Below are 25,166 nucleotides of genomic sequence, written 5' to 3' on the forward strand. Positions count from 1 at the left end.
AGGTCCGGAGTTGCCCACCGTGATCGTGTAGGTGCCCGTGCCGCCTTGAGTGAAGTTCCCGCTGTGGCTCTTGCCGATGGTCAGCGAGGGCAGTGGAGCGGCCGTGCAGTCGGGGAACGTGAAGGACGCGATCCTGGTACGCCAGTTGAAGACCCCGGTGGTCGGCTGATATTGGTTCGTGTACCAGAACGTGCAGTCGTCCGACGGATCGATGGCCATGGACGTGTAGTCACCCCATCGTCCGAAGCTGGTCTGCGATCCCCCGCCGTTCTGGATGGTGGTCTCGCCGATCGGCAGTGTTCCGAGCGGGTCTCCGGCCAGGCGGCCGGTGAAACGGATCGAGGGGAACGTGGCACTGGAGGACTGCGAGTACCCGACCGCCATGTTGCCCACCTGGTCCTGGGCGGCGGAGCCCATCCACCGCCAGGTGGCGTCGGGGGCGTACGTCCCCTGCTGGTACACCGTGGGGTTGCCGCCGGACAGCCGCAACTCATACCAGCGCACTCCGGACGAAGTGCCGGCCTGAACGGAGTGGTTGACCACCAGGGATTCGTGGGTGCCGTAATTCCGGTAGGCCAGCCGATACATCAATCGGTCGGAAAGCGCCTCCAGCGTCTGGGTAGTGCCGCCCTGCGGGACGCACTGCTGCCGGACGAAGGCGTTGCAGGCGATGGTGAACGGCGCCACCGGGAGGGTGGAGGGCCCGGTGAAGGTGGAATTACCGGGCGTGGTCCAGTCGACGTGGAATTTCCAGTAGGCCAGCGTGGTGCTCGTGTCGAGCCCCACCAGCAGGTTCGGTGCACCCGAGGGCGGCGGTGTGGATCCGTCCAGGTCGGCGCCGAGCAGCCCGCCATGGCCCGGGTCGGTGTCGAAGCACTGCTGGGTGGCCGGCGCCCCGGTCAGCATCTGCGCGCGGTCCATGGCGCACACCTTGGCGCCCAGGAAGGCGGTTCCCGCCGGGTTGAACATGTTGTAGGTGACGTAGTACGCGTCGGGCCACACCGAGAGCTTCGGGTAGTCGTTGAAGTTCGTGTAGCTGAAGGCGTACCGGTTGTAGGTGCCGGTCGCGTCCGCGCTCGTGGAGACGGCCACGCACTCGTAGAACGGACCCGTCGTCGAGGCTGCGTTGGCAAACTGGGTGATGACCCAGCGCCCCGCCAGGGTGTCCCAGCGTACGACGGCGTCCCCGTCGTTGGTCGTCTCGCACGGCCCGCCGAATCCGGCCCACAGCGTGTTCGTGTTCGTCGGCCCCATGAGGGTGGCGCCGGTCTTGGAATACACGGCGAAGGCGTCGTTGACCGTTTCGACGATCTGGGTGGTGCCGACCGAGGCGTTCGGGTCCGGCGGAACACCTGGGACCTGGTAGTTGTTCGATCCGATACCATCGAAGCTGACGGTGACGGGGAGCGCTGCAACGCGCTTTTTGTCCCTTTGCACTACTGGGTCTGTCACTGCTGCTGTGGGATGCGGCACTTCTTTGACGGGGTGCGGGCCCTTGCTCTTTGACGGAGCCGCATGCAGGGTGCGCACCGGTGGCGAAGTATCGTGATGCACCGCAGGGCCGGAGTCGCCGTCTGGGCCCCGCTCGGCTGCGTGAACACCAGGCCGCACCTCGCGTACCGCCTGCGCTTCTGAGGTGACGGTGAAGCTGGCGAAGACCAGTGCAGCAGCGAGCAACAATCGTGGTCGTGGAATCCGCATGTAATCTCGCAGACACTGAGTTCGATCTTCCAGAACGGGACCGTTATAAGCCCCGCATAAATCCCTCATTGCGAGACACGCATCGTGGTTTGACGAGATCACCTTGACGGGCGCAAACTCGCTCTCCCCCGTTTGGAGAACGGGTCCGTCCTATGCGCCGCCCACGACCACTACCGCAACCACCCAGCCGACGCTCTACGCGAACTCGGTCTCACAGGCTGAGCACACATCACGCCTGCCCCAGCCCGGAAGAGTTGGCAGTCTGAGCAAGATCGACGATTCCAGCCAATGAGCGATGCTTTTTCAAGCCATCTGTAAGAGCTGTCATTCGCACCCCTTACATGTGGAGGGGAGTGCATGCCCCAGCCTGCGGACAGGCAGGCACGCGGTCGGTGGAGCGGCTTTGGGCTGGAGCTGCTTGGCGCGAGTGATCATGGCCCTTACGCTCGCCCGCGGATCGGGCAGGCTTCTGGACCTGCCCGCAATGGCCCGATCTGGGGCCATGATCTTCGAGGCTCGCGCCAAAGTGGCTGCCTAACGTGGAGCCGACCGCCCCAGCCGCAGAGGGTTTCTCCCACACCAGGCCCGCAGCCGCCAGCGCGCCGCCGGGCGCGGCCAGCCGGGCGAAGACAGAGGCAGGCCGCGCCGCTGAGGCGGCGCGCCCCCGCGCGGTGCGCGGGCCTTGACAGGAAGTCCTGACCCCTGAGGAAGGCGCCTCGCCGCCCGGCAAGCGTGTGTACGACCTGCGGCATACCTGCCTGACGACCTGGCTCAACGCGGGCATCCCGCCGGCACAGGTCACCGAATGGGCGGGCAACAGCGTCCCGGTCCTGCTCGCTACGTACGCCCGCTGTATCTCCGGTCAGCTCAAAGATCACCAGAGGCGGATCGAGGCCGGGGGAGACCTCCCCGACCTGACGGAAGATCGCTGAACCGCCCCGCGAACCTTCGACACGTATTCGACAGGGCCACCCGCAGAAATCCGGTGACCGCCCGGACAGCGCCGGACCCCGACCTGACGGAAGATCGCTGAACCGCCCCGCGAACCTTCGACACGTATTCGACAGGGCCACCCGCAGAAATCCGGTGACCGCCGGACAGCGCCGGACCACCCTCATGATCACCGAGGACGGTCCGGCGCTTACGCGTCCGCTACATACCGCCCGCTAAGGTGCCCCTGACCAGCAAAAAGGCCCTCCCAGGAGGAGGGCCTGTCAAGCGTGCACTCTGTGCGCCCCCGGCAGGACTCGAACCTGCGGCCAAGCGCTTAGAAGGCGCCTGCTCTATCCACTGAGCTACGGGGGCCGGATGAAGGCCGCGCGGCGGCCGGGACAAGGATAGGGCTCCGCGAACCTCGTCCCGGTTGCTTCACCTCCGTGACACGTTGTGGAGGTTCCGTGAAGCGGTCCGATAATCGCAGGTAGGTGGGAATCCTGCACCGTTTTTGGTGCCCGAGGCCAACGGTGTTGTGCACTCGTTATGCCCCGGGCTCAAGCGTCACACCAGTCTTCCCACGCTGTGATCGGCACACGAGCCTCATACGCTTCAAAAAGGCTCCAAAATTGGGCATTCTTCGCATGTGGCGACCTTGGACGTACGGCCTGAACTGCTCGAAGCACTGTCCGCACTGCGCGACCGTGTAGCCGCCGCACGCTTTCCGCTTCCTCTGCCGGGCGCCGTCCGTGCCCGCCGCAGTCGTGCTGAGCTGCTTGCCCAGCTCGACGACTATCTGGTGCCCCGCTTGCGCACTCCCGAAGCCCCCCTTCTCGCCGTCATCGGAGGATCCACCGGTGCCGGCAAGTCCACGCTCGTCAATTCCCTGGCGGGCCGCCAGGTCAGTGCGGCCGGGGTGTTGCGCCCCACCACCCGTACGCCCGTACTGGTCTGCCACCCCGAGGATCAACACTGGTTCGCCGGCCGCCGGGTGCTGCCCGACCTCGCCCGGCTCCGGCCGCCGCGGCAGGACACCACAGCCTCGCACGCGCAGGGCGCACCGGGCGGCCCCGCGGGCGACGGCTACGACTACGAGCCGGACACCGAGGGTGACAACGGACCGGACAACGGGCCGCCCGCCCTGCGCGTGGCGACTGCCGACACCATCCCCACCGGCCTCGCCCTGCTCGACGCCCCTGACATCGACTCCCTCGTCGCCCGCAACCGCGATCTCGCCGCCCAGCTGATCTGCGCCGCCGACATCTGGGTCCTGGTCACCACCGCGACCCGCTACGCCGACGCCGCGCCCTGGCACCTGCTGCGCACGGCCAAGGAGTACGACGTGACCCTGGTGACCGTCCTCGACCGCGTCCCCCACCAGGTCGTCGCCGACGTCTCCCGGCAGTACGGCGCGCTGCTGGAGGCCGCCGGACTCGGCGATGTGCCCCGGTTCACCATCCCCGAGCTGCCCGAATCCGCCGGCGACGGCAGCGGCTTGCTGCCCGCCAGCGCCGTCGCCCCGCTGCGCGCCTGGCTGGTCCACCGCGCCCAGGACCCGGCCGCCCGCACCGTCGCCGCCGCCCGTACGGCCAGCGGTGTGATGAACTCCCTGAACGCCCGGCTGCCCGCGCTGGCCGGCGCCGCCGCGGCCCAGCACGCGGCCGCGCTGCGCCTGGCGCACTGTGTCGAGGACGCCTACGCCGAAGTCACCGACCGGGTGCGGCGCGAAGTCGCCGACGGCGGGCTGCTCGCGGGCAACGCCCTCACCCGCTGGCGCGGCTATCCGCGCGACAGCGGTCCCGCCGAACTCCTCGACGCTTTCGTCGACAGTCTGGCCGCACTGCTGTGCTGCCGCGTCGCCGACGCCGACGAGCGCGCCGCCCGTGCCTGGCGGCAGGACCGGGCAGCGAAGGGCGGACATCTGACCGGCACTACTGCCGCCGGGGCCGCCGGTTTCGCGGACCGAATCGGGTTGGCCGTACGGCGCTGGCGGCGGTGCCTGGAGGAACTGGCCGATGAGGAAGTACGCGCCGCCGAGCGGGCGGGTGCCGCGGACTCCGACCAGGTCGCGGCACTGCTGGCCGCCGTGCTGCTCGGCGGCCGGCGGACCCGCTGGGCGGGCGACACGCTGGCGGAGACCCTGGGCGCGCAGGGCGCCGTACGCCTCAGGGACCGGGGTGGGCGGCTGCTGACCGGGTGCCTGGACCGCGTCCTGTCCGGCGAGCGCGACCGGCGGCTGGCCCCGCTGGACGCCCTCGATGTGACGCCCGAGCAGCAGGTCGAGCTGATTGCCGCGCTGTCCGTACTGCAGAAGGAGAGGTGACCGCGGTGACATCCGCCGCCACTGGCCGACCCGGCGAGCCCGCCCGGGCCACGCGCCGCCGCCCCGAGCACGGTACTGACGAGGGCCGATCCGGAGCCAATGACCAGGATGCGCCGGCTCCCCCGGTCGCAACCGCCGCCCCGCGGCAGCCGGCCCCAACGCACCCGGGCCCGACGCACAGCGGCCCTGCGCACGCCGAGCCCCAGCCTCCCGCCGCTCCCGCGACGCGGCCGGCCGGCGCGGACCGCACCTGGGACGACGGGCTGATCGCCCGGCGCGCGCGGCAGCCGGCCGGCCCCGGACCGAGCAGCGAACAGGCCTTGCTCGAGGCCCTGATGCCGGACGATCCGGGCCGGGCCAGGCAGGGCCACACCCGAGCGGGCGGCCGACCGCCCCGCCACAACTACAGCCGCGCTCTGCGGGTCCGCCTGGAGGCGCTGCGCGAGCTCATCGGACTGTCCCGAACCCGCCTGGAGACGGAGAGACTCGCCGAGGCCGGGCGCGTCCTGGAAGAGGCCGCCGCCCGACACCGGCTCTCCCTCAGCCACACCGTCATCGCCATCGCCGGAGCGTCCGGTAGTGGCAAGTCGACCCTCTTCAACGCCCTCGCCGGCGGCACGATCTCCGAGGCCGGTGTGCGCCGGCCGACGACCTCCGTCCCGATCGCCTGCACCTGGTCCGCCGGCGCGGACGGGCTCCTCGACCGGCTCGGCATCCCGCCGCACCTGCGCCGGCGCCCGCGCCGCCCGGAGGGCGAATGGGCGGAGTACGACCTGCGCGGTCTGGTCCTCCTCGACCTGCCCGACCACGACTCCGCGCTGCCCGGGCGCCGCGAGCAGGTGGACCGGCTGCTCGGCCTGGTGGACGCCATCGTCTGGGTCGTCGACCCGGAGAAGTACGCGGACGCCGTGCTGCACGAGCGCTATCTGCGCCCGCTCGCCGGCTACGCCGAAGTCACCTTCGTCGTCCTCAACCAGATCGACCGGCTGCCGGGAGATGCCACCGACCAGGTGCTCGACGACCTGCGGCGGCTCCTGGACGAGGATGGGCTCGCACTGGGTGAGCACGGCGAGCCGGGGGCGACCGTACTGGCGCTGTCGGCGCTCACCGGCAACGGTGTGGGCGAACTCCGGCGGGCACTGGCGCGGTTCAGCTCCGACGGCGGCGCTGCCGAGCGCCGGCTCGCCGCCGACGTGGCCGGGGCCACCGCACGACTGCGTCCTGCGTATGTCGCGGACGGGCGGGCCGGGCTGACGGAGCAGGCCCGCGCGGAGTTCGAGAGCCGGCTCGCGGACGCGGTGGGCGCCGAGGCCGCCGGGCAGGCCGCGGAACGCCAATGGCGGCGGCAGGCCGAGCTGTCCTGCAGCGCGCCCTGGGCGCAGCTGCGGCGTCGGTACGAGGCCAAGCGCTCGCGCGGCAAGGCGGTGCGGATCCTGGAGCCGGCACAGGCCGGTTCGGAGGACGGGAACGCCCTGAGCACGTCCCGCGCGATGGTGGAGCACGCCGTACGGACGATGGCCGACGAAGCCGCGGCAGGGCTGCCGGAGCCGTGGGGACAAGCGGTCCGGGAAGCCGCGGTGCGCGGTGCGGAGGGGCTGCCGGAGGAACTGGACCGTACGGCGGCGGGGCTGGCGGCGGGCATCGGCCGGCCCGCCGGCCCCGGCTGGTGGGCCGTCGCCGCGGCGGTGCAGGGGCTGTTGCTGATGCTCCAAGTGGCCGCGGCGCTGTGGCTGGTGGCAGCCGTGGTGCGGGGACCGACCGACAGCTGGCTGCTGCCTGCGGTCCTGATGGGGATCGGCGTCGCGGGCGGGCCGGTGCTGGAGTGGTCCTGCCGGATGGCGGCACGTGGTCCGGCGCGGCGGCACGGGCAGGAGGCGGAGCGGCGGCTGCGCGACGCGGCGGCCTACTGCGGGCGGCAACGGGTGCTGGAGCCGGTCGCTGCCGAGCTGTTGCGCTACCGGGAGGTGCGCGACCGGTACTTGGTGGCAGCGGGCGGCGCCACGCACCTGTGATGTCCATGGGCGGCTGACCGTCCCACCTGCCTGCCCCGCGCCTCCGGCGCCGGGGTCCTGTTCCCGTCCGCCTCTTGGCGGGCGGGTACACCGTCAACTCTACGCCGCAGAGAGGCAGTTGCCGCAGCACACCCCCTTGCGGGCGCAAAGTATTACTGCCCGGTTCGCAACCTTCTGCGGGACTGCGACCTCAATGGCGTACGTTGCGGAAATCTGCCGTGGAATCCACCTGATCCAATGGGTGACTTGTCGATAATCCCAGGCGTTTGAACGCTCCTGCGATAACGATTGCGATTCGGATTGGTTGTCAAGTGAGATTGGTGGGGACCCTGTTGTGCTTTCTCCTTAGGATCCCTGCGTACTCATGGGGGTTCTTGAGTTTGCATGCGAGGCGCGTACCCCCCACGCCTTGCACGGAGGGGAATCCATGTTTTCTGTACGCAGGCGAGGCTCCGCCCGCCTCGCCGCCGCGGTGCTGGCCACGGGCCTGGCCGCTGCGGGTGCGATAGCCGTCGCGGGTCCGGCGCTGGCCGATGACGCGACTCCGAGCCGGGGTGGAGCGACCGCCACCCTCGGCGGCCTGAAGATCGCCGACCAGGCCGTCATCCACCGGGACGGCGGTCGGGACCAGGAGGTCGGAGCCGGCCTCTTCGAGATGACTGTCGACGGCGGTGGCACGCTCCAGACGTACTGCATCGACATCAACAACCCGACGCAGCGCCAGGCGCAGTACCAGGAGGTCTCCTGGAGCGAGTCGTCGCTGCACAACAACGCCAGCGCGGGCAAGATCCGTTGGATCCTGCAGAACTCGTACCCGCAGGTGAACGATCTCGCCGAGCTGGCGAAGAAGGCGGGCTCCGGCCCGCTCACCGAGAAGACCGCCGCGGCCGGCACCCAGGTCGCGATCTGGCGCTACTCGGACCGCGCGAACGTCGAGGCCGTCAACCCCGAGGCCGAGAAGCTGGCCGACTACCTCGAGAAGTCGGCCCAGGACCTCGAGGAGCCCAAGGCTTCGCTGACCCTCGACCCGGCCGCCGTCTCCGGCAAGTCCGGTGACCGGCTCGGCCCGGTCACGGTCCACACCGACGCCCAGAGCGCGAGTGTGACCCCCGCCCCGGCCGCCGCCGCGAGCGGCGTCACGGTCGTCGACAAGGACGGCAAGCGCGTCACCAGCGCCACCAACGGCACCGAGCTGTTCTTCGACGTGCCGACGGGCACCGCCGACGGCTCGACCTCGTTGACCGTCCAGGCCACCACCTCGGTCCCGGTCGGCCGTGCCTTCGTCAGCGAGACCAAGAGCCAGACCCAGATCCTCGCCGGCTCCAGCGACAGCACCGTCTCGGCCACCGCCACGGCGACCTGGGCGAAGAAGGGTGCGATCCCGGCGCTCTCCGCCGAGAAGAACTGCGCCAAGGGCGGCGTGGACGTGACGGCCACCAACCAGGGCGACGAGGCGTTCACCTTCGAGCTCGCCGGCACCAAGCACACCATCGAGGCCGGCAAGTCCGAGACGATCACCGTCCCGGTGCAGGAGGACCAGGCCTACGACTTCACGATCAAGGGCCCGAACGGCTTCACCAAGACCTTCTCCGGTGTCCTGGACTGCAAGACCTCCGGCAGCGGTGGCGGTAAGCCGTCCTCCCAGCCGAGCCCGGCCACGGTCGGCGGTTCCACCACCGGCGGTGGCAACGGCGACCTCGCCGAGACCGGCAGCAGCAGCGCCACCCCGGTGATCGGCGGCATCGCCGTCGCGCTGCTCGTGATCGGTGGCGGCACGGTCTTCTTCCTCCGCAAGAAGAAGGCGGGCGCCGCGAGCGAGTAATCGTTCACCGGTGGCCGGCGGAAGGATCGCCGGGCCGCTGAGGGCCGGGCTCCTGACCAGGGGCCCGGCCCTGCCATTTGTCCGTGATATCCGGGTGCCTCTGGCCTGCTCAGGGCGTCCCCAAGCGGGCCCCGCCGGGTGCGTACCCTGGTGGTTACCGCCCACCGCGGGCGTTACGGCAAGATGGGTGTATCTGCCCACTCCCAGATCTGCCGGACGGTATCCAAGTTGGCTGAGTACATCTACACCATGCGCAAGGCGCGCAAGGCGCACGGCGACAAGGTGATCCTCGACGATGTCACCCTGAGCTTCCTGCCCGGAGCGAAGATCGGTGTCGTGGGCCCCAACGGCGCCGGCAAGTCGACGGTGCTGAAGATCATGGCCGGTCTTGAGCAGCCGTCCAACGGTGACGCATTCCTCTCGCCCGGCTACAGCGTCGGCATCCTGCTGCAGGAGCCGCCGCTGGACGAGTCCAAGACCGTCCTGGAGAACGTCCAGGACGGCGTCGCCGAGACCAAGGCCAAGCTCGACCGGTTCAACCAGATCGCCGAGCAGATGGCCACCGACTACTCCGATGAGCTGCTTGAGGAGATGGGCAAGCTCCAGGAGCAGCTCGACCACGCCGATGCCTGGGACCTCGACGCCCAGCTCGAGCAGGCGATGGACGCGCTCGGCTGCCCGCCGGGTGACTGGCCGGTCACCAACCTCTCCGGTGGTGAGCGCCGCCGCGTCGCGCTGTGCAAGCTGCTGCTGGAGGCCCCCGACCTGCTGCTGCTCGACGAGCCCACCAACCACCTGGACGCCGAGTCCGTCCAGTGGCTGGAGCAGCACCTCGCCAAGTACGCCGGCACCGTCGTCGCGATCACCCACGACCGGTACTTCCTCGACAACGTCGCCGAGTGGATCCTCGAACTCGACCGCGGCCGTGCCTACCCGTACGAGGGCAACTACTCCAAGTACCTGGAGACCAAGCAGGCCCGCCTGAAGGTCGAGGGCCAGAAGGACGCCAAGCGCGCCAAGCGCCTCAAGGAAGAGCTGGAGTGGGTCCGCTCCAACGCCAAGGGCCGCCAGGCCAAGTCCAAGGCGCGTCTGGCCCGCTACGAGGAGATGGCCGCCGAGGCCGAGAGGACCCGGAAGCTGGACTTCGAGGAGATCCAGATCCCGCCGGGCCCGCGTCTGGGCAACGTCGTGGTCGAGGTCGAGAACCTCTCCAAGGGGTTCGGCGACAAGGTCCTCATCGACGACCTCTCCTTCACCCTGCCCCGCAACGGCATCGTGGGTGTCATCGGCCCCAATGGCGCCGGAAAGACCACGCTGTTCAAGATGATCCAGGGTCTGGAGCAGCCGGACTCCGGCAACATCAAGGTCGGCGAGACGGTCAAGATCAGCTACGTCGACCAGAACCGCGCCAACATCGACCCGAAGAAGTCGCTGTGGGCCGTCGTCTCCGACGAGCTGGACTACATCAACGTCGGCCAGGTCGAGATGCCCTCGCGGGCGTACGTCTCCGCGTTCGGCTTCAAGGGCCCGGACCAGCAGAAGCCCGCCGGGGTCCTCTCCGGTGGTGAGCGCAACCGCCTCAACCTCGCGCTCACCCTCAAGCAGGGCGGCAACCTGCTGCTCCTGGACGAGCCGACCAACGACCTCGACGTCGAGACCCTGTCCTCGCTGGAGAACGCGCTGCTGGACTTCCCCGGCTGCGCCGTGGTCGTCTCCCACGACCGCTGGTTCCTCGACCGCATCGCCACCCACATCCTCGCCTACGAGGGCGACTCCAAGTGGTTCTGGTTCGAGGGCAACTTCGAGTCGTACGAGAAGAACAAGATCGAGCGGCTCGGCCCGGACGCGGCTCGTCCGCACCGCGCCACGTACAAGAAGCTGACCCGGGGCTGAGTGTGGCGCGTCACATCTTCTCCTGCCCCCTGCGCTGGTCGGACATGGATGCCTTCGGGCACGTCAACAACGCGGTCTTCGTCCGCTACCTCGAAGAGGCGCGGATCGACTTCATGTTCCGGCTGGCGCCGGGGGAGGGCAGCGCGTCGTTCACCGGCGGGTCCGTCGTCGCCCGCCACGAGATCGACTACGTACGCCCGCTGGTGCACCGGCATGAGCCGATCACCGTGGAGACCTGGGTCACCAAGATCGGCGCGGCCGCGCTGACCGTCGCGTACGAGGTGAAGGACGAGGAGCAGGTGTACGTCCGGGCCTCGACGGTCGTCGTGCCGTACGACTTCGCCGCGGGCCGCCCGCGGCGGATCACCGCCGAGGAGCGCGCCTTCCTCGAGCAGTACCGGGACGACACCGCGGAGGAGGCCGTCGCCGCATGACGGCGCTGCGCCTGGCCGATGCCCGGGAGGCGGCGGATCTCGCCGCCTTCCTGGGCCGGCTGATCCACTACGACCGGGCGGCCGTGGTACGGCTGCAGGCCGGCGGCGGGGTGCTCGCCGTCTTCGGCCGGCCGGCGTCCTTCGAGGTCCTGGCCGTGCGGACCGCTCGGCTCTCCGCCGGGGCCGCTCGGCGCGAGTCGCGGACTCCGGGGGCCTGGCAGCCCGGGATCCCCGGTGCGCTGGATGTGACCGTCTCGGCGGGTCAGCTTGCCGACGCCATTGACGCCGCACTGCGGAGGCAGGGCGTGCCGGGGCCTGGTGCCGGGTCGGAAGCCGCCGCTGCGCCGGAAGCCGGTGTCGTCACTGTTGGCACGGATGCACGGCAGGTAACCGGCGAGCTCCAGGTCACCGTTCCCGCGGCGGTCACCGGGCCGCCGTGGGCAGGGGTGCTGCCGCCTCGGGGCGGCTGGCAGCGGGTCGGCGGACTGCCCGGGCCGGAGGAGATCCGGGGCGCGGTCGCGGCGGCGGTCAGCGAGTTCCGGTCCCGGATGGAGGACCTGCCCCAGGAGCGTCGTACGCGGGCTGAGCTGGACCGGATCGGCCGCGAGATCTGGTCCCGGACGCTGGGCTCTACTCAGCTGCCGCTGCGCGCCGCGCACGCGGCGCAGTCGCTGGGCTTTCTGCGGCCCGTACCGGCGGAGGAGGCGGTCGCTGCCGCGGTCTCCGGGGACCCGGGGCCGCGCGGCAACGGTGCCGCGACCGTGGTCGTCCCGGCGGAGCCCGAGCCGTTGGCGCTTCTCGCCGCGGGGCGCTGGCTGCGCCTGCGTACGCCGTACGGGTCGATCGTCGTCCGCCAGGCGGGCCTTACGGGCGGCCTGACGGTCACCCCGGCCTGATCGCCGGCCCGTTGCCCATCCGCGCCTCCGGCGCGGATTTTTCCCGCCCACCAGCCCCTTTTTTCAGGGGCGGGTGGGGAGGGACGCCTCCGGCGTGGTGGTGACTGGGAGGCGGCGGGGGCCGCGGACCAGGAGGCCCGGGCGGTACGGCAGTTCCGCGGGGTCCTCCGCGAGCCGCAGGCCGGGGAGAGCGTCGAACAGAAGCGGCAGCGCGACGGTCGCCTCCAGACGTGCCAGCCGCGAGCCCACGCAGAAGTGCGGGCCATGCCCGAACGCCGCATGCGGCGCGGCCCGATTCCCGTCCGCGGCGGGCAGATAGCGGCTCGGCCTGAACGCGTCCGGCTCCGGGAAGTGCGCCGGGTCGCGGTTCGCCGCGGCGAGGACGGCCAAGACCGAGGCGTCGGCCGGGATGACCGCGCCCTCCCCGAGGTCCACCTCCTCGGTCGTACGCCGCCACGTCGTCCCCTCCAGGGGGCTGGCGTGCCGCAGCGCCTCCTCCACCACGGCCGCCCAGCGCGCGGAATCCCGGCGGGCGGCGGCCAGTTCATGCGGATGGCTGAGCAGCAGCAGGGACGCCGATGCCAGCAGGTTCATCGTCGTCTCGTAACCGGCGAAGAGCAGCAGGAACGCCATGGCGAGCAGTTCGCCGTCGTCCAGCCCGCCGTCGGTCGCGTCGTGGATGAGCGCGCTGAACAGATCCTCGCCCGGTTCCGGCCGCTTCTCTTCGATCAGCGCCGTGAAGTAGGCATGGAGGCTGGTCCACGCCTCGTCGACCGCGCCCTCCGGGAGGGCGTCCGCGGGTGAGCCGACCCGGTAGGTCCACTCCCGAAGATCGGCCCGGTCCGCCTCCGGCACCCCCAGCACCTCGCCGATCACCAGCACCGGCAGCGGAAATGCGAAGACGTCGACCAGGTCCACCGCGCCGCCCCCGTCGAGCCGTGCCGCCAGCTCCGCCACCAGCCCGGCCGCCAGCCGCTCGATGCGCGGCCGCAGGGCGTCGACGCGGCGCGGGCCGAAGGCGGCGGACGTCAGGCGGCGCAGCCGGGTGTGGTCGGGGGCGTCGGAGTTGAGCATGTGACGCGCGAGACCGGCCCGGGCCTGCTGCGCCGGCGAATCCGGCTTCGGCCGGCCCGCGCGCTGCGGCGGCACGTTCGAGAAGCGGGGGTCGGCGAGTACCGCACGCGTGTGGTCGTAACCGGTGACCAGCCAGGCGTACGTGCCGTTGGCCAGCGCGACCCGGACCGCCGGGCCCTGGGCGCGCAGCCGCGCGTAATACGGGTACGGGTCGCGCGCGAAGGCGGGGTCCGCAGGATCGAGGAGCACCCGCTCATCCTCGCGCATGGCCCCGGCGCCCCGGCTATGGGCCCCAGGTCAGGGCTGGTGACGGACCGCTGTGCGGTCTCCACAAGGCTTCGGCGCTTCGTGCCGGAATGGCGGCCGCCCACTCACCCCTTTTCCGGGGCGGGCGGGCGGGAAAGCGCTCAGTCCTCGGCGTTGATCATCGACGCAGCCGCGTATGTGAGATAGCTCCACAGCTGCTTCTCGTGCTCCGGAGCCAGCTCCAGCTCGTCGACGGCCGCGCGCATATGGCGCAGCCACGCGTCGTGCGCCGCGCGGTTGACCGTGAACGGCGCGTGCCGCATCCGCAGCCGCGGATGGCCGCGGTTCTCGCTGTAGGTGCGCGGACCGCCCCAGTACTGCATGAGGAACAGCGCAAGCCGCTCCTCGGCCGGGCCCAGGTCCTCCTCCGGGTACATCGGCCGCAGCAGGGGATCCTCGGCGACTCCTTGGTAGAAGCGTTGTACCAAGCGACGGAAGGTCGGCTCCCCGCCGACCTGCTCGTAGAACGTCTGCTCCTGCAGTGTGCCGCGCTGAATCTCAGTCACGGCTCCATCGTCTCAGACCACCCGGCCGAGGACCTGGGCCGTAGGACCCTAGGTGACGAACGACCTGACATATGACCAGCTTTGTCCTGATTTGTAAATCCGTTCTCAGCCCCGGCGAACCGTGATGGTGGTCCAGGCACCCACATGTACGCGGTCACCGTCCTGCAGTGGAACCGGGACGAACGGCTGGATCGGTTCCTCTCCGCCGTTGATCGTGGTGCCGTTCGTGGAGTTCTGGTCGACCACGGACCAGCTGCCGTGGGGCTGCTGGACGAGCACCGCGTGCTGGTGCGAGACGCCCGGGTCCTCCGGCGGCCGGCCCAGGTCGATGTCCGGCGACTCGCCGGTGCTGTTGCGGCGGCGGCCGATGGTGACCTGGCCGCCGGTGAGCGGAAGTTGCTGTTCTCCGGAGTACCCCGGGAGGCTCAGCCCGGCGGCCTCCGGGCCGCTGCGTCTCATCATCGCGGCGAAGTACTCGTGGTCCGGGGCGATGACGGCCACCCAGCTCGCAGGGGCGGGCGGAGCGACGGGCTGCTGAGGCGGTGCGCTCGGTGACTGGCCCGGCGGCTGCAGGGTCCAGTCGGCTTCGCCGGGGAAGCCCGGACCCGGCGCCGGAGCCTGCGGCGGGTGCTGGTGCGGCGGCTGGCCGAAGGGGGCCTGCTGGGGCTGGAAGGGCTGTGGGGGCGGCGCTTGAGGCGTTGGCGCCTGGGGCATCTGCGGCGGCTGGGGGGCAAGCGACTCCGCGGGGTGGTTCATCGGCGAGCGGCCCGAGCTCTGGTAGTCGAACCCCGGCGGCGGCCCTTGCGGCGGCCCCTGCGACATCCCCTGCGGCGCCCCTTGGGGAGCCGGCGGCGGTGGCATCTGCGGCGGCTGGGGTGCCTGCGGTTGGTTCTGCTGCTGGAAGCCCGGCGGCAGCACGACGCCCTCGAGCGGCGGGGGTGGCGGTGAGTACGCGGTCGGGGAGTGCGTCAGGAAGTTGTAGTGGCACTGCTCACAGACCGGCGCCATCCCCTGCCGCGGCGTACGGCACTGCGGGCACTGCTCGCCCGTACCCGCGCCGTTCGGGTCGTACGGAGCCTGGCCCGGGGCCGGCGGCGGGGGCTGGTTCGGATTCGGGTATCCGTAACCCCCCGCGGGCGCGCCAGCGCCACCCGGCATCGGGGGCGGCGGCGCGGCGGCTCCGGCAGGAACGGGCGCACCTGTCATGCGGTGTCCGCAGATTTCGCACCAGTCATGGGAGCCTGACTGGTGGCCGTTCGGGCAGGTCGGCATATCGACGCTTCCCCCTCTCCCCTCGGCCCCTGCGGACCGTCCTTCTTGTTGCCTACTGATGCGAGCGGGCCCGGTGGAGCGCGACTCGAGCCTCATCTCGTCGGCGTCCGGGGCCTTCGCGTTCAGCCGCACAGTACCTGTCGCCCCATCGAGCCCGTCCACCGCCTTCGCAGGGAGTTTCGCAGTCTGTTCATTCCCCGTGCCACGGGCCTCGGTTGCCCGGCCCGGCCACCGATTGGCTCACCATGCAGACACATCGACAAAGAGGCGGCCGGACGGTCTTCCCCCGCACGTCCTGCTGCCTCAGGCCGATGGGGCCCCTGCCGCCTGGGCGGGGAACGGCAACACGGCCACGGTGACGTTGTCGTGGCCCCCGCCGTCCAGCGCGTAACCCACCAGGGACTGGGCGCCGTGCAGCGGCCGGGTGCGGGCGGTGGGCGGCACGGCCCGGGCCATGTCCTCGGCGGTCTCCGCGTAGTTCCACAGGCCGTCGGTGCACACCATGACCACACCCGGCCCTTCCGGCGTGCAGCACGCGGTGTGCGGTTCGACCTCGTACGCGTCCGCGCCCAGCCAGCCGGTGATCGCGTGCGCACGCTCGTCGGCGTACGCCTCGGCCTCCGACATCAGCCCGTTCGCAACCATGTGCGCCGCCCAGGAGTCGTCCTCGGTCAGCCGGGCGGCAGGTGCCGTACGGTCGTCCGGGATCCAGTACGCGCGGCTGTCGCCCACCCAGCCCACGGTGAGCAGGCCGGCCGTGACGACAGCGCTGACGATGGTGCAGGCGGGGGCGTTCTGACCGTGCCGGTGCGAGTCGTACTCCTCGGCCTCGCCGTCCTTCTCCGCCAGGGAGTTGACGGCCCGTGCGGCGGCGATGATCGCCTCGTGCATGGCCTGCCGCGGGTGGGTGGCGCGCGACAGGGCCGCGAGCAGCGTCTCGCTCGCGGCCTGCGACGCCGCGATGGACGCCTCGTCGGGGCGGGTGGCGGACGACACACCGTCGCAGACGACGGCGATCACGGCCGGTGAGCCGTCGGGCAGCGAGGTCGCGCTCACGGCGAAGGCGTCCTCGTTGCGGTGGTGCCGCAGCCCGCGGTCGGTGACCGCGGCCACGCCGCCGAGATCCTGCTCCATGTGGTCCCGCTCACGGGGCTGGGCGTGGCCGCAGTTCTCGCAGCAGCCGTCCTTGTCGATCAGCCCCATACGGCAGGCGACACAGGGCTTGGTGCCGCCCGGAAACGGCGGATCGAGCAGGCCGTACCCGGTGGCCGTACGGGGACCGGCACCGGCGGCCGGCGCGTCCGACGCGGGTGGCGCGAAGGGCGATTCGTCCGGTTCGGCGCTGTCGACGGCGACCGTGGGGTGGACCGCGGCCGGCGGTGGCGCCACCGCCGACAGGTCCACCCCGCAGGCGCCGCAGTAGGCGTCGCCCGACTCCGGCGGCTCGTGGCAGCTCGGGCAGGCTGACAGTTGGGGCAGCTGCGGCATGTGTCACACCCACGTTCGGGGGCGGAAGCGGTTCGCGCGTTCCACCAGTTCGATCCTTTCCTCGCCACGCTGTGCCAGCCGGGCGAGTACGCGGTACGAGCGCTCCAGGCCGGAGCGCAGGCCCCGCTCGTCCAGGCTGCTGCCGAGCAGTGTCCGCTGTCCGGCGGCAGCCGTTCCGCTCGTCGGCGCCCCCTGGCTGCCGGCGAGTATCCAGTCCAGGGCACAGCCCAGCACCTCGGTGGACAGCTGTTCCCGCCGCACCGTGTCCAGTCCGAACTCCCGTAGCCGTAGCACCTGTTCGGCGGCGGCGGTCAGGTCCTCCAGGAGCGGATCGCCTGCCGGGCGCTGCCGCAGCCGGGCCCGCACGGCTGCGACCCGGGCCGCCGTGTAGTGGATCGAGGCTTCCGGCACGGACTCCAGGGCCGCCACCGCGCCCGTACGGTCCCCGGCGGCCAGCCGGACCCGGGCCAGGCCGAAGGCGGCGCTGACATGGCTCGGATCGGCCGTCCAGACCAGGTGGTAGTACTCGGCCGCGTTGTCCGACTGGCCCAGTACCTCGGCGCAGACGCCCAGCGCCAGCTTGGGCGCGGTCTCGCCGGGAAACGCGTCGTAGACGGCGTCGAAGGAGAGCGCCGCGGTCTCCTGGTCGCCGGTCACCAGCGATGCCAGCCCCCGGTGCCAGATCACGCGCCAGTCGCCGGGGATTTGGGCCTCCAACTGCGCCAGAGCCTTCGCGGCGGCGGCTTCCTCGCCCGCCGCCAGCAGGGCCCGCGGCTCCAGCAGCCGCAGCTCCAGGGAGTCGGTGGGGGCGGAGCGCAGGGCCGCGATCAGCTCCGCCGGGCCGGAGGCGATCAGCCCGGCGAGGAAACCGGCGTTGGGGTCGGCCGGGTCGACGCGCGGCACGGGCAGCGCGAGCGCGGCGGCCCGGGTGTCCAGCGGCGCCGGGCCGTCCCCGGCCTGTGTGCCGTACGCATCGGGGGAGCCGCCGCGGGCTCCCAGGCGGGAGACGACGCCCGGCTGCTCCGTGAACAGCCGGGTGTCTGTGACCCGCAGCTCCGGGCCGAAGAGCGTCGACAGCGCGGGCTGCGGCCGGCGGGACTGGAGCGCCACCACCTCCCGCAGGACGCCCGTCAGTTGCTCTGCCATCTCCTCCGCCGAGGCGAAGCGCCGCCCCGGGTCCGGGTCGGTGGCCCGCACCAGCAGGCGGTGGAAGGACTCGTAGCGGCGGAAGACCTCGATGTGCTGAGGGCCGGGGAGGCTGTCCACGAACACGTTCGTGTAGCCCTGGAAGTCGAAGGTGAGCACCGCGAGCGTACGGGCCACGGTGTAGAGGTCCGAGGCCACCGAGGGGCCCAACTCGGCGATCTCCGGCGCCTGGTAGCCGTTGGTGCCGAAGATCGGGCTCTCCTGGTCGTTCATCCGGCGGACCGCGCCCATGTCGATGAGCTTGAGCCGGTCCTGCTGCTGGATGGCGTTGTCGACCTTGAAGTCGCAGTACAGCAGGTTCCGGCTGTGCAGATGGCCGAGCGCTTCGAGCGCCTCCAGCCCGTACGCGCAGGCCTGCTCCACCGGGAGCGGGTCCCGTCTGCCGTCCGGTGTCTGCCGGTCGTTGGCGATCTCCTTGAGCGACTTGCCGCCGACGTACTCCATGACGATGTAGCCGTCGAGGCTGCCCGTGCGTTCGTCGAGATGCTCGACGAAGTTGTAGATGCGGACGATGTTGGGATGCTCGATCTCGGCCAGGAAGCGCCGTTCGGACATCGCCGCGGCGACGGCGTCCTCGTCGCCGGTGTCGATCAGGCCCTTGAGGACCACCCAGCGGTCGGAGACCGCCCGGTCCACGGCGAGGTAGATCCAGCCGAGGCCGCCGTGCGCGAGGCAGCCCGCGACCTCGTACTGACCGTGCACGACGTCGCCGGGCCGCAGCTTGGGCAGGAAGGAGTACGGGTGCCCGCACTCGGTGCAGAAGCCCTCCGTCCGGCCGGGCCGCCCACCGCGGGCGCGGCCCACCGGCGCCCCGCAGCCGACGCGGCCGCAGAACCGCTTCCGCTCCGGGACCTCGGGGTCGGCCAGCACCGCCGCCCGGGGGTCCGGACGTGGAACCTCCGGAACGGACACCAGGCCGGCGCCCAGCCTGTTCCGGCCGGCCCCCGACCCGGAGCCGCCGGAGCCGGAGCTGCGCACCGACACCAGCCGGGAGGTCGGGGAACCGGGCAGCGAGCGCGCCGGCACCGACGCGGGCCGGCGGGGACTCGGCACGCGGGGCGACGTACCCGACGAAGCGGAACCCGAAGAACCGCCTTGGCCGCGGCCCCTCTTGCCGCCGTGGCTTGTGATACCGGTGGGCGGCGAGCCGACCATCCCCGTCGGGGACACCGCCGGCGCCAAGCCGCACCTGTCGCAGTACAGCTCGCCGCCCACGTCCTGGTACGCCCCGGCACACCCCGGCTGACGGCATTTCCTCATCCGCGGCCCTCGCCGTCCTCCACGGGCCCGGGCTGCCTCGGCACCAGGACCTCCGCCGCGGCCTGCTGGTAGCGCAGCACCGCCTGCTCGGCGGCGCGCAGATCGCACGGCGCGCTCCACAGCAGCCGGCGCGCCAGGTCGTACCGCTCTGTCAGCAGCGGATCCTCCGCCATGCCGTGCCGGGCCACCTTCGCGCGGCAGGCGTCGAGGCGGCCACGCAGTTCGGCCCGTACGGCCAGCGGCGCGGTCACCGCGGTCAATGACTCGCGGGCGCGCAGCAGTTCGTCCTCGACGCGCTGCTCCAGGCTGTCCAGCAGCGGGGACAACCGGTGCCACTGGGCCCTGCGGCGGTAGTCCGCGGCGGCCGCCAGCTGCTCGTGCAGGGCGGTCGGCGGGCCGCTCACGGCCGGCACCTCGGACGCGGCGATCTTCGCCAGCACCTCGCCCCGGGCCTGCCGGGCCTCGTTCAGCGTACGGTCCGCCCGCGAGAGGACGTCGCGCAGCTGCATCAGCCGCCGCTCGGCGTCCTGCCGGACGGCCAGCACCGCCTCGACCTCGCGGCGCACGTCCTCCAGGGCGCGGGCCGCCCGGTCGTAGCGGTCGGTGTCGGGCCGGCCGCCGCCGGGGGCCGCACTGCCTGTCGCCGGTGTCCAGAAGGCGAGCGGGTCGGAGACCACCTCGGCGCGCAGGGAGGTCAACTCCTGCGTGATCTCCTCCAGGTCGTCGCCCGCCGGGTGCTCACCGGGGCGTACGCCGACGGAGTGGGCGAGGGAGCGGGTGCGCTGCAGCTCGGCGGAGAGCAGGTCGATCCGGGCGGGCAGCGCCGCCCAGACGGCCTCGGCCGCCACGACCACATCCAGCGCCTGGGCGTACCAGCCGTTGATCCGCTCGACCAGCTCCTCCAGGCTCAGCGGATCGCTCGGCTCATCGGTGTAAGGGGCCGCCGCTTCGGCTGCCGCGCCGACCGGGACGGTGATGCCCGCGCCGGACAGCAGCTTGGTCAGCTCGACCAGGTCGTCGCGGGTCGGCCAGCGGCGCCGGGCGCGCAGTTCCCGGGCGCCTTCCAACGCCGCGGTGTAGGCGTCGAAGTGTGCCCACAGGAGGGTGATGACCTGTTCGGTGGCGGCCCAGCGGTCCTTGGTGACGCCGGTCAGCTCGGCGCCCTCGAGGAGTCTGCGACCCGCGTGGTCCTGCAGCGCCAGCAGCGAGGTCTCGACCGCCTCGTGCTCGGCGCCGAGCCGGGCCAGCGCACGGTCCGCCTCCTCCTGGTCCATGACCGGGCCGGGCGGCTGCCCCGCGGAGCTGGGAACGGGTCCCGCGACCCCCATCGATCACCTCTCCTGCTCGCTTGTGACGTTGTATCAGGTGCTTCAGTCCTGCCGGTACGTCGGCGCGGGCGGGCCGGTGATGCCCTTGAGGTCGGCGGCGAGCCACTTCTCGTACGCCGTCATCCAGGGGCTGTCGGCGCCGCCCTTGCGGTAATCCTCCAGGACCTTGTTCACCCGGCGTACCAGGTCTTGGTCCCTGAGGTTCATCGCCACGCCGTACGGCTCCTGGGTGAACGGCTTGCCGACCAGTTTGACCGAGGGGTCCTGGGCGGCCTGGCCGGCGGCGAGAGCGTTGTCCGTGATCACCGCGTCGACCTGGCCCAGCTGCAGCCTTACCAGGCAGTCCAGTTGGTTGGGCACCGTTATGACCTTCGCGCCGTGCGACTCCTTCGCCAGTTCGGACTCGCCGGTGGAGCCCGCCGCCGTGCAGACTTTCTTCCCGCGCAGTGTGTCGTCGAAAGCCGTGATCGGCGAGCCGCCCGGGACGAGCACCTGCTGGCCGGCCTCGAAGTAGGCGGTGGAGAAGGCGACCCGCTTGATGCGGTCGCAGTTGATGGTCATGGTGCGGGCGACGATGTCCACCGTGCCGCCTTCCAGGGCGGGGATGCGCTGGTTCGTGGGGATCGCGCGGTAGACCACCTTGCCGGGGTCGCCGAGGATGTCCTTGGCGATCACCCGCACCAGGTCGATGTCGAAGCCGACGAGTTCTCCGGTGGCGGGATTGCGATAGCCCCAGCGGAAGCTGTTCTGGTCGACTCCCGCGATCAGGTAACCGCGGTTCTTGATGCGCTCGATGGCGGGTCCGCTGCCGCCCGAGGGGCGCAGGCTCGCGGCCGGGTCCTCGCAGTCCGTGGCGGACGTCGCCCGGTGCTCCGGCGCTTGGACAGGACCGCCCGCGAGACCACGCGCCGCCCTGGCGGTATGGTCCGCGCGCAGACCGGGCCCCGGCAGGGACACCAACGTGGCGGTGACCGCGCACGCCATGAGCAGCCCTTGGACCGCCCTCCCCTGGGGGAGGTACGGCCTGCCCCGGGCCCCGGCTCGCGGCACGGCGATTCCCGGGGCGGACTCGCCCCCGCGGCGCAGCCTGCTCAGCGGATGCACCGATCCCTCGCCCCCCTCACCGGTACTCCGACAGTCTGCGGCCGATACCGAGCACCGCGCCGCCCGCACCGAAGACGGCCAGCACCGCGGCCCCGGGTGCCAGCCCCGCCAGCGCGCCCCGGCCGTCGTCGGCCGCCTGCCGGAACTCCCGCCCTTCGTGGGCGAGGGCCATCTCCAGGTCACCGTCCACCCGGTCGAAGGACTCGCCCGTGGTCGCACCATGGCCGATGACCATCTTCACGGCGTCGTTGTAGTTGCCTTTCTCGTCGGTCGTCCGCGCCCGGGCATGGCGCTCCTGCCACTGGCGGACGCCCCCCAGGGCATCGCGGACCGGCTCGCGCCCCTCGGGGTCGTCGGCCAGCGCCTCGGCGCGCGCGAGCAGGCTGCCCGGGGCGGCCTTGCCGCTGGTGCCGGCACCCACCAGGCGCCGCATGTCGGCGCGGTAGCCCGATTCGTAGAAGTCCCGGCCGTCCTGGGTGAGGACCGCGCCGCGCCCCACCAGCGTCAGGCTCTCGTCGCCACGGGCCTGCAGCGCGTCGATCCGCGCCGCACTCAGCACGTGCAGCGACCGCGCTCCGTGGTCGTTCGACGCGCCGAGGGCGGACCGCGCCACGGCGTGTCCCACCGCCAGCCACAGCAGCATGGCGGTGCACGCGGCGCTCGCCGCCAGCATGCCGGGATTGAACACCCGGTTGGTCCGCAGAAAGGTACGGCGCTGCGCCCAGCCGAGAACGCCGAGCGCCACCGCGCCCGTCGCCAGGGCCGCCCCCGGCCAGGCCCTGGCTTCCGCGTAATCCGCCCCGAGCCGGCCGGACTGGGCCTCGTACAGCGTCCGGGCGGCGGGCAGCAGCCTGGTGCGCATCCGGTCGTGGGCATAGCGCAGATACGCGCCGCCGAGCGGCAGTCCCAGCCGGTTGTTGGCGCGCGCCTGCTCCACCAGCCCGGTGTATACGGACAGTTGCTCGGTGAGCGTGGCTATCCGGCTGCGGGCCGAGGCCGACCCCGCACTGTGCGTCGCGGCTTTCACCAGCAGGCCGGAGGCGGTGTTGATGTCCCGCTCGTACCGCAGCTGTATCTCGCGCGGCCACTGGCCGCCTGAGAGGAAGCCGATGGCGGCGGTGGTGTCGGCGTCGGCGAGCGAACGGTAGATGCTGGCGGCGTCGGCGCTCAGCGGCTGGCTCCGGTTCACCACGCCGTCCGCGGCCGCCACCCGCTCGGACACCTGCCAGACCGTGACCGTACCGAACGCGACGACCAGCGCGGCCAGTACGGCCCCGATGATCCGCAGCCGCCCGGGCTCGGTCGTCGCCCCGGCCCGCAGCCGGTCGAACCCCTCGGCGAACGCCGTCCGCCGTACGGGCGCGGCAGGCTGGTCGGGCGACGCCTGGCCAAGGGTCGCGCTGCCGGACTGGCGCTGTGTCACGACCCCTCCCCCCTCGGGTGCCGACGGCGGTGCCCGTCCCGCGGCACGGCAGGTGACGAGCACTGCCAGCAGTATGGCCGCAGCGACTGACATCCACACCGGGAAATGCCCGGATCTTGTTCGATTGGGCACCGAAGTGCCGGCCTGCAGGACGGGTTCGCACCGGTGGTGGTTCCGCTGCGGTGCAACACGGCGGCCCCCTCGCACTCCGGCGGACGAGACCGGGTGCGAGGGGGCCGCGGGAAGGACCGTACGAAAGCGGCGGCTGGGGCTACCTGGCCACGCCCGGGCTGCTGGAAGCGGGCGGCGGCGAGAGCGGCGTCGTGGCTTCGGACTGCGGCGACGACGGGTTCGCCAGCGCGGACGGCGCGGCGATGGTCCCCGTCGCATCGGACGCCGCGGCCTCGTCGGCCGCCGCGACGCCGCCGACGATCCGGATGCCCGCGGCGTCGAACGCCTGCTTGATCCGCCAGCGCAGCTCCCGCTCCACGCTCAGCGCCTTGCCCGGCATGGTCTTGGCCTGCGTACGGATCACCATCGAGTCCAGGGTCACCGTCTCCAGGCCCAGCACCTCCACCGGGCCCCACAGCCGCTCGTTCCACGGCTCGGACTTCGCCATCTCCTCGCCCGCGTCCTGGATGGTCTTACGGGCCTTCTCCAGGTCCTCGTCGTAGCGGACCTGCACATCCACCACGGCCGTCGCCCAGCCCTGGCTCTTGTTGCCGATCCGCTTCACCTCGCCGTTGCGGATGTACCAGATCTCGCCCTCCTCGCCGCGCAGCTTGGTGACCCGCAGTCCGACCTCGATCACCTCGCCGGCAGCCACGCCCGCGTCGATGGTGTCCCCGACCCCGTACTGGTCCTCGAGGATCATGAAGACGCCGGACAGGAAGTCCGTCACCAGGTTGCGGGCGCCGAAACCGATCGCGACACCGGCGACACCCGCACTGGCCAGCAGCGGCGCCAGATTGATGTTGAGGACGGACAGCACGGTCAGCGCTGCCGTGCCCATGATCACGAACGACGCGACGCTCCGGAGCACCGATCCGATCGCCGCGGCGCGCTGCCGCCGCCGCTCGACGTTGACCAGCAGCCCGCCCAGGGCGGTGCCGTCCACGGCCTGGGCCGTACGGTTCATCCGGGTGATCAGCTTGGTGATCGCCCGGCGGACGACCGAGCGCAGCACCATCGCGACGACGAGGATCAGCACAATGCGCAGCCCGGCGCCGAGCCAGGTGGACCAGTTCTGTTGCACCCAGCCTGCGGCCTGCGACGCGCTCTCCTGGGCCCCTTGGAGAGAGGTCGCGGCAGGAGACGTCGTGCCGTCGGAGAGGAACCAGGACAACACAGCGAGAACCTTCCGTTCAGGACACGCCCGCCAGAACTGGCGCGGGACGACTATCCACACTAACGGGGGGCAAGGAGAGTGCTCTCTTGATCCGTTCGAGGCAGCAGGGTGTTTCCGGCCGGGGAAGAACAGAGTGTGGTCGAAAACACTGCCCACGTGTTACCCGGGCGTGGTGGCGCTTTGACCAGGCATGAGGAGAGACTGAGGGGAGATCGTCCCGGCGCGAGCCACGCGCCGCCGGCGTACAAGGAGGCACCCGTGCCGCATGTCCTGGTCCTCAACGCGTCGTACGAGCCGCTCGGCGTCGTACCGCTCCGCCGCGCGCTCATCCTCGTGCTCAACGACAAGGCCATCAGCCTCGAGGACTCCGGCGCCCTGATGCACAGCGCGACCCGCGTCATCCCCGCACCCAGCGTGGTGAGGCTCAAACGCTTCGTGCGGGTCCCCTTTCGAAGCACTGTCCCGCTCACCCGCCGCGCCCTGTTCGCCCGCGACGGCGGCCGGTGCGCGTACTGCGGTGGCGTCGCAACCAGCGTCGATCACGTCATTCCGCGCAGTCGCGGCGGTCGGCACGCCTGGGACAACGTGGTCGCAGCCTGCCGCCGCTGCAACCATGTGAAGGCCGACCGGCATGTCGCCGAGCTCGGCTGGCGGCTGCGGCATCAGCCGGCGCCGCCGACCGGCCTGGCGTGGCGGATCATCGGCACGGGCCATAGGGACCCGCGCTGGCTGCCATACCTGCAGCCGTACGGCGCTGACGACGCCTTGGCCCGGATCGACGGCAGATCCTCTGCCTGAGACCGGGCCTTCGTCATCCCTGGTCAGGCCCCGCGGCGG

The 25,166-nt window shown here is 71.6% G+C and carries 18 protein-coding genes, 1 tRNA gene and 1 pseudogene; 8 read left to right on the forward strand and 12 right to left on the reverse strand.

Annotation, left to right across the window (positions count from 1 at the left end; genetic code table 11):
- On the reverse strand, positions 1-1,437 hold a 1,437-nt coding region (locus ACY34J_RS07460; protein WP_462725827.1), incomplete at its 3' end, for a hypothetical protein.
- A 998-nt stretch (positions 1,438-2,435) separates the two neighbouring features.
- Here ACY34J_RS07460 and ACY34J_RS07465 point away from each other — a divergent pair.
- Positions 2,436-2,633, forward strand: coding sequence for a hypothetical protein (locus tag ACY34J_RS07465; RefSeq protein ID WP_462725826.1), 198 nt, complete (start codon positions 2,436-2,438; stop codon positions 2,631-2,633).
- A gap of 300 nt (positions 2,634-2,933) precedes the next feature.
- On the opposite strand, the gene ACY34J_RS07470 is transcribed toward ACY34J_RS07465, so the two are convergent.
- Positions 2,934-3,006, reverse strand: a tRNA-Arg gene (locus tag ACY34J_RS07470).
- A 283-nt stretch (positions 3,007-3,289) separates the two neighbouring features.
- Between ACY34J_RS07470 and ACY34J_RS07475 the strand changes: the two genes are divergently transcribed.
- The 6 genes from ACY34J_RS07475 (at position 3,290) to ACY34J_RS07500 (ending at position 12,014) form a co-directional block, all read left to right on the forward strand.
- The gene (locus ACY34J_RS07475; protein ID WP_462725834.1) at positions 3,290-4,957 is read left to right on the forward strand and encodes a dynamin family protein; all 1,668 of its coding nucleotides are present in this window, start codon (positions 3,290-3,292) and stop codon (positions 4,955-4,957) included.
- Complete coding sequence (locus ACY34J_RS07480) at positions 4,954-6,969, forward strand: GTPase (RefSeq protein WP_462725825.1); 2,016 nt, start codon at positions 4,954-4,956, stop codon at positions 6,967-6,969. The genes ACY34J_RS07475 and ACY34J_RS07480 overlap by 4 nt, the downstream gene beginning before the upstream one ends.
- Positions 6,970-7,396: 427 nt before the next feature.
- Entirely contained in the window at positions 7,397-8,791 is a 1,395-nt protein-coding gene (locus tag ACY34J_RS07485; RefSeq protein ID WP_462725824.1) for a Cys-Gln thioester bond-forming surface protein, read from the forward strand.
- Between the two features lie 228 nt (positions 8,792-9,019).
- Positions 9,020-10,684 carry an energy-dependent translational throttle protein EttA gene (ettA, locus tag ACY34J_RS07490; protein WP_462725823.1) on the forward strand — a complete coding sequence of 555 codons (1,665 nt, stop codon included), beginning with the start codon at positions 9,020-9,022 and terminating at the stop codon, positions 10,682-10,684.
- A 2-nt stretch (positions 10,685-10,686) separates the two neighbouring features.
- Positions 10,687-11,118, forward strand: coding sequence for an acyl-CoA thioesterase (locus tag ACY34J_RS07495; protein ID WP_462725822.1), 432 nt, complete (start codon positions 10,687-10,689; stop codon positions 11,116-11,118).
- Positions 11,115-12,014 (forward strand): hypothetical protein, encoded by a 900-nt coding sequence (locus ACY34J_RS07500; RefSeq protein ID WP_462725821.1) that lies wholly within the window; start codon positions 11,115-11,117, stop codon positions 12,012-12,014. Before ACY34J_RS07495 ends, ACY34J_RS07500 begins: the two co-directional genes overlap by 4 nt.
- A gap of 63 nt (positions 12,015-12,077) precedes the next feature.
- Here ACY34J_RS07500 and ACY34J_RS07505 read toward each other — a convergent pair whose 3' ends face one another.
- The 10 genes and pseudogenes from ACY34J_RS07505 to ACY34J_RS07550 form a co-directional block, all read right to left on the reverse strand.
- Complete coding sequence (locus ACY34J_RS07505; RefSeq protein ID WP_462725820.1) at positions 12,078-13,355, reverse strand: cytochrome P450; 1,278 nt, start codon at positions 13,353-13,355, stop codon at positions 12,078-12,080.
- Between the two features lie 140 nt (positions 13,356-13,495).
- Positions 13,496-13,900, reverse strand: coding sequence for a globin (locus ACY34J_RS07510; RefSeq protein WP_462725819.1), 405 nt, complete (start codon positions 13,898-13,900; stop codon positions 13,496-13,498).
- A 105-nt stretch (positions 13,901-14,005) separates the two neighbouring features.
- Entirely contained in the window at positions 14,006-15,172 is a 1,167-nt protein-coding gene (locus ACY34J_RS07515) for an FHA domain-containing protein (RefSeq protein ID WP_462725818.1), read from the reverse strand.
- A gap of 87 nt (positions 15,173-15,259) precedes the next feature.
- Positions 15,260-15,370 (reverse strand): annotated as a pseudogene (locus ACY34J_RS07520) (hypothetical protein); the annotation flags it as partial.
- Between the two features lie 105 nt (positions 15,371-15,475).
- Positions 15,476-16,660, reverse strand: coding sequence for a PP2C family protein-serine/threonine phosphatase (locus tag ACY34J_RS07525; protein WP_462725817.1), 1,185 nt, complete (start codon positions 16,658-16,660; stop codon positions 15,476-15,478).
- 3 nt (positions 16,661-16,663) lie between these two features.
- Entirely contained in the window at positions 16,664-19,126 is a 2,463-nt protein-coding gene (locus ACY34J_RS07530; protein ID WP_462725816.1) for a serine/threonine-protein kinase, read from the reverse strand.
- Positions 19,123-20,454 (reverse strand): coiled-coil domain-containing protein, encoded by a 1,332-nt coding sequence (locus ACY34J_RS07535; RefSeq protein WP_462725815.1) that lies wholly within the window; start codon positions 20,452-20,454, stop codon positions 19,123-19,125. The genes ACY34J_RS07530 and ACY34J_RS07535 overlap by 4 nt, the downstream gene beginning before the upstream one ends.
- 42 nt (positions 20,455-20,496) lie before the next feature.
- The gene (locus tag ACY34J_RS07540; protein ID WP_462725814.1) at positions 20,497-21,438 is read right to left on the reverse strand and encodes a glutamate ABC transporter substrate-binding protein; all 942 of its coding nucleotides are present in this window, start codon (positions 21,436-21,438) and stop codon (positions 20,497-20,499) included.
- 136 nt (positions 21,439-21,574) lie between these two features.
- Positions 21,575-22,981 carry a hypothetical protein gene (locus tag ACY34J_RS07545; protein ID WP_462725813.1) on the reverse strand — a complete coding sequence of 469 codons (1,407 nt, stop codon included), beginning with the start codon at positions 22,979-22,981 and terminating at the stop codon, positions 21,575-21,577.
- A 271-nt stretch (positions 22,982-23,252) separates the two neighbouring features.
- A complete protein-coding gene (locus ACY34J_RS07550; protein WP_462725833.1) occupies positions 23,253-24,326 on the reverse strand; it encodes a mechanosensitive ion channel family protein in 1,074 nt (357 codons plus the stop codon).
- A gap of 261 nt (positions 24,327-24,587) precedes the next feature.
- On the opposite strand from ACY34J_RS07550, the gene ACY34J_RS07555 reads away from it, so the two are divergent.
- On the forward strand, positions 24,588-25,127 hold the full coding sequence (locus ACY34J_RS07555) for an HNH endonuclease (protein ID WP_462725812.1): 540 nt from the start codon (positions 24,588-24,590) through the stop codon (positions 25,125-25,127).
- The last annotated feature ends 39 nt before the right edge of the window (positions 25,128-25,166 follow it).

The sequence above is a fragment of the Streptomyces sp. HSS9-12 genome (genome assembly GCF_054963655.1).

What these genes read in the sequence shown, in the direction of transcription:
- ACY34J_RS07485 (WP_462725824.1), top strand. Translation starts at nt 7,397, where the DNA reads ATGTTTTCTGTACGCAGGCGAGGCTCCGCCCGCCTCGCCGCCGCGGTG.
- ACY34J_RS07500 (WP_462725821.1), top strand. Translation starts at nt 11,115, where the DNA reads ATGACGGCGCTGCGCCTGGCCGATGCCCGGGAGGCGGCGGATCTCGCC.
- ACY34J_RS07505 (WP_462725820.1), bottom strand. Translation starts at nt 13,355, where the DNA reads ATGCGCGAGGATGAGCGGGTGCTCCTCGATCCTGCGGACCCCGCCTTC.
- ACY34J_RS07515 (WP_462725818.1), bottom strand. Translation starts at nt 15,172, where the DNA reads ATGCCGACCTGCCCGAACGGCCACCAGTCAGGCTCCCATGACTGGTGC.
- ACY34J_RS07525 (WP_462725817.1), bottom strand. Translation starts at nt 16,660, where the DNA reads ATGCCGCAGCTGCCCCAACTGTCAGCCTGCCCGAGCTGCCACGAGCCG.
- ACY34J_RS07530 (WP_462725816.1), bottom strand. Translation starts at nt 19,126, where the DNA reads ATGAGGAAATGCCGTCAGCCGGGGTGTGCCGGGGCGTACCAGGACGTG.
- ACY34J_RS07535 (WP_462725815.1), bottom strand. Translation starts at nt 20,454, where the DNA reads ATGGGGGTCGCGGGACCCGTTCCCAGCTCCGCGGGGCAGCCGCCCGGC.
- ACY34J_RS07540 (WP_462725814.1), bottom strand. Translation starts at nt 21,438, where the DNA reads ATGGCGTGCGCGGTCACCGCCACGTTGGTGTCCCTGCCGGGGCCCGGT.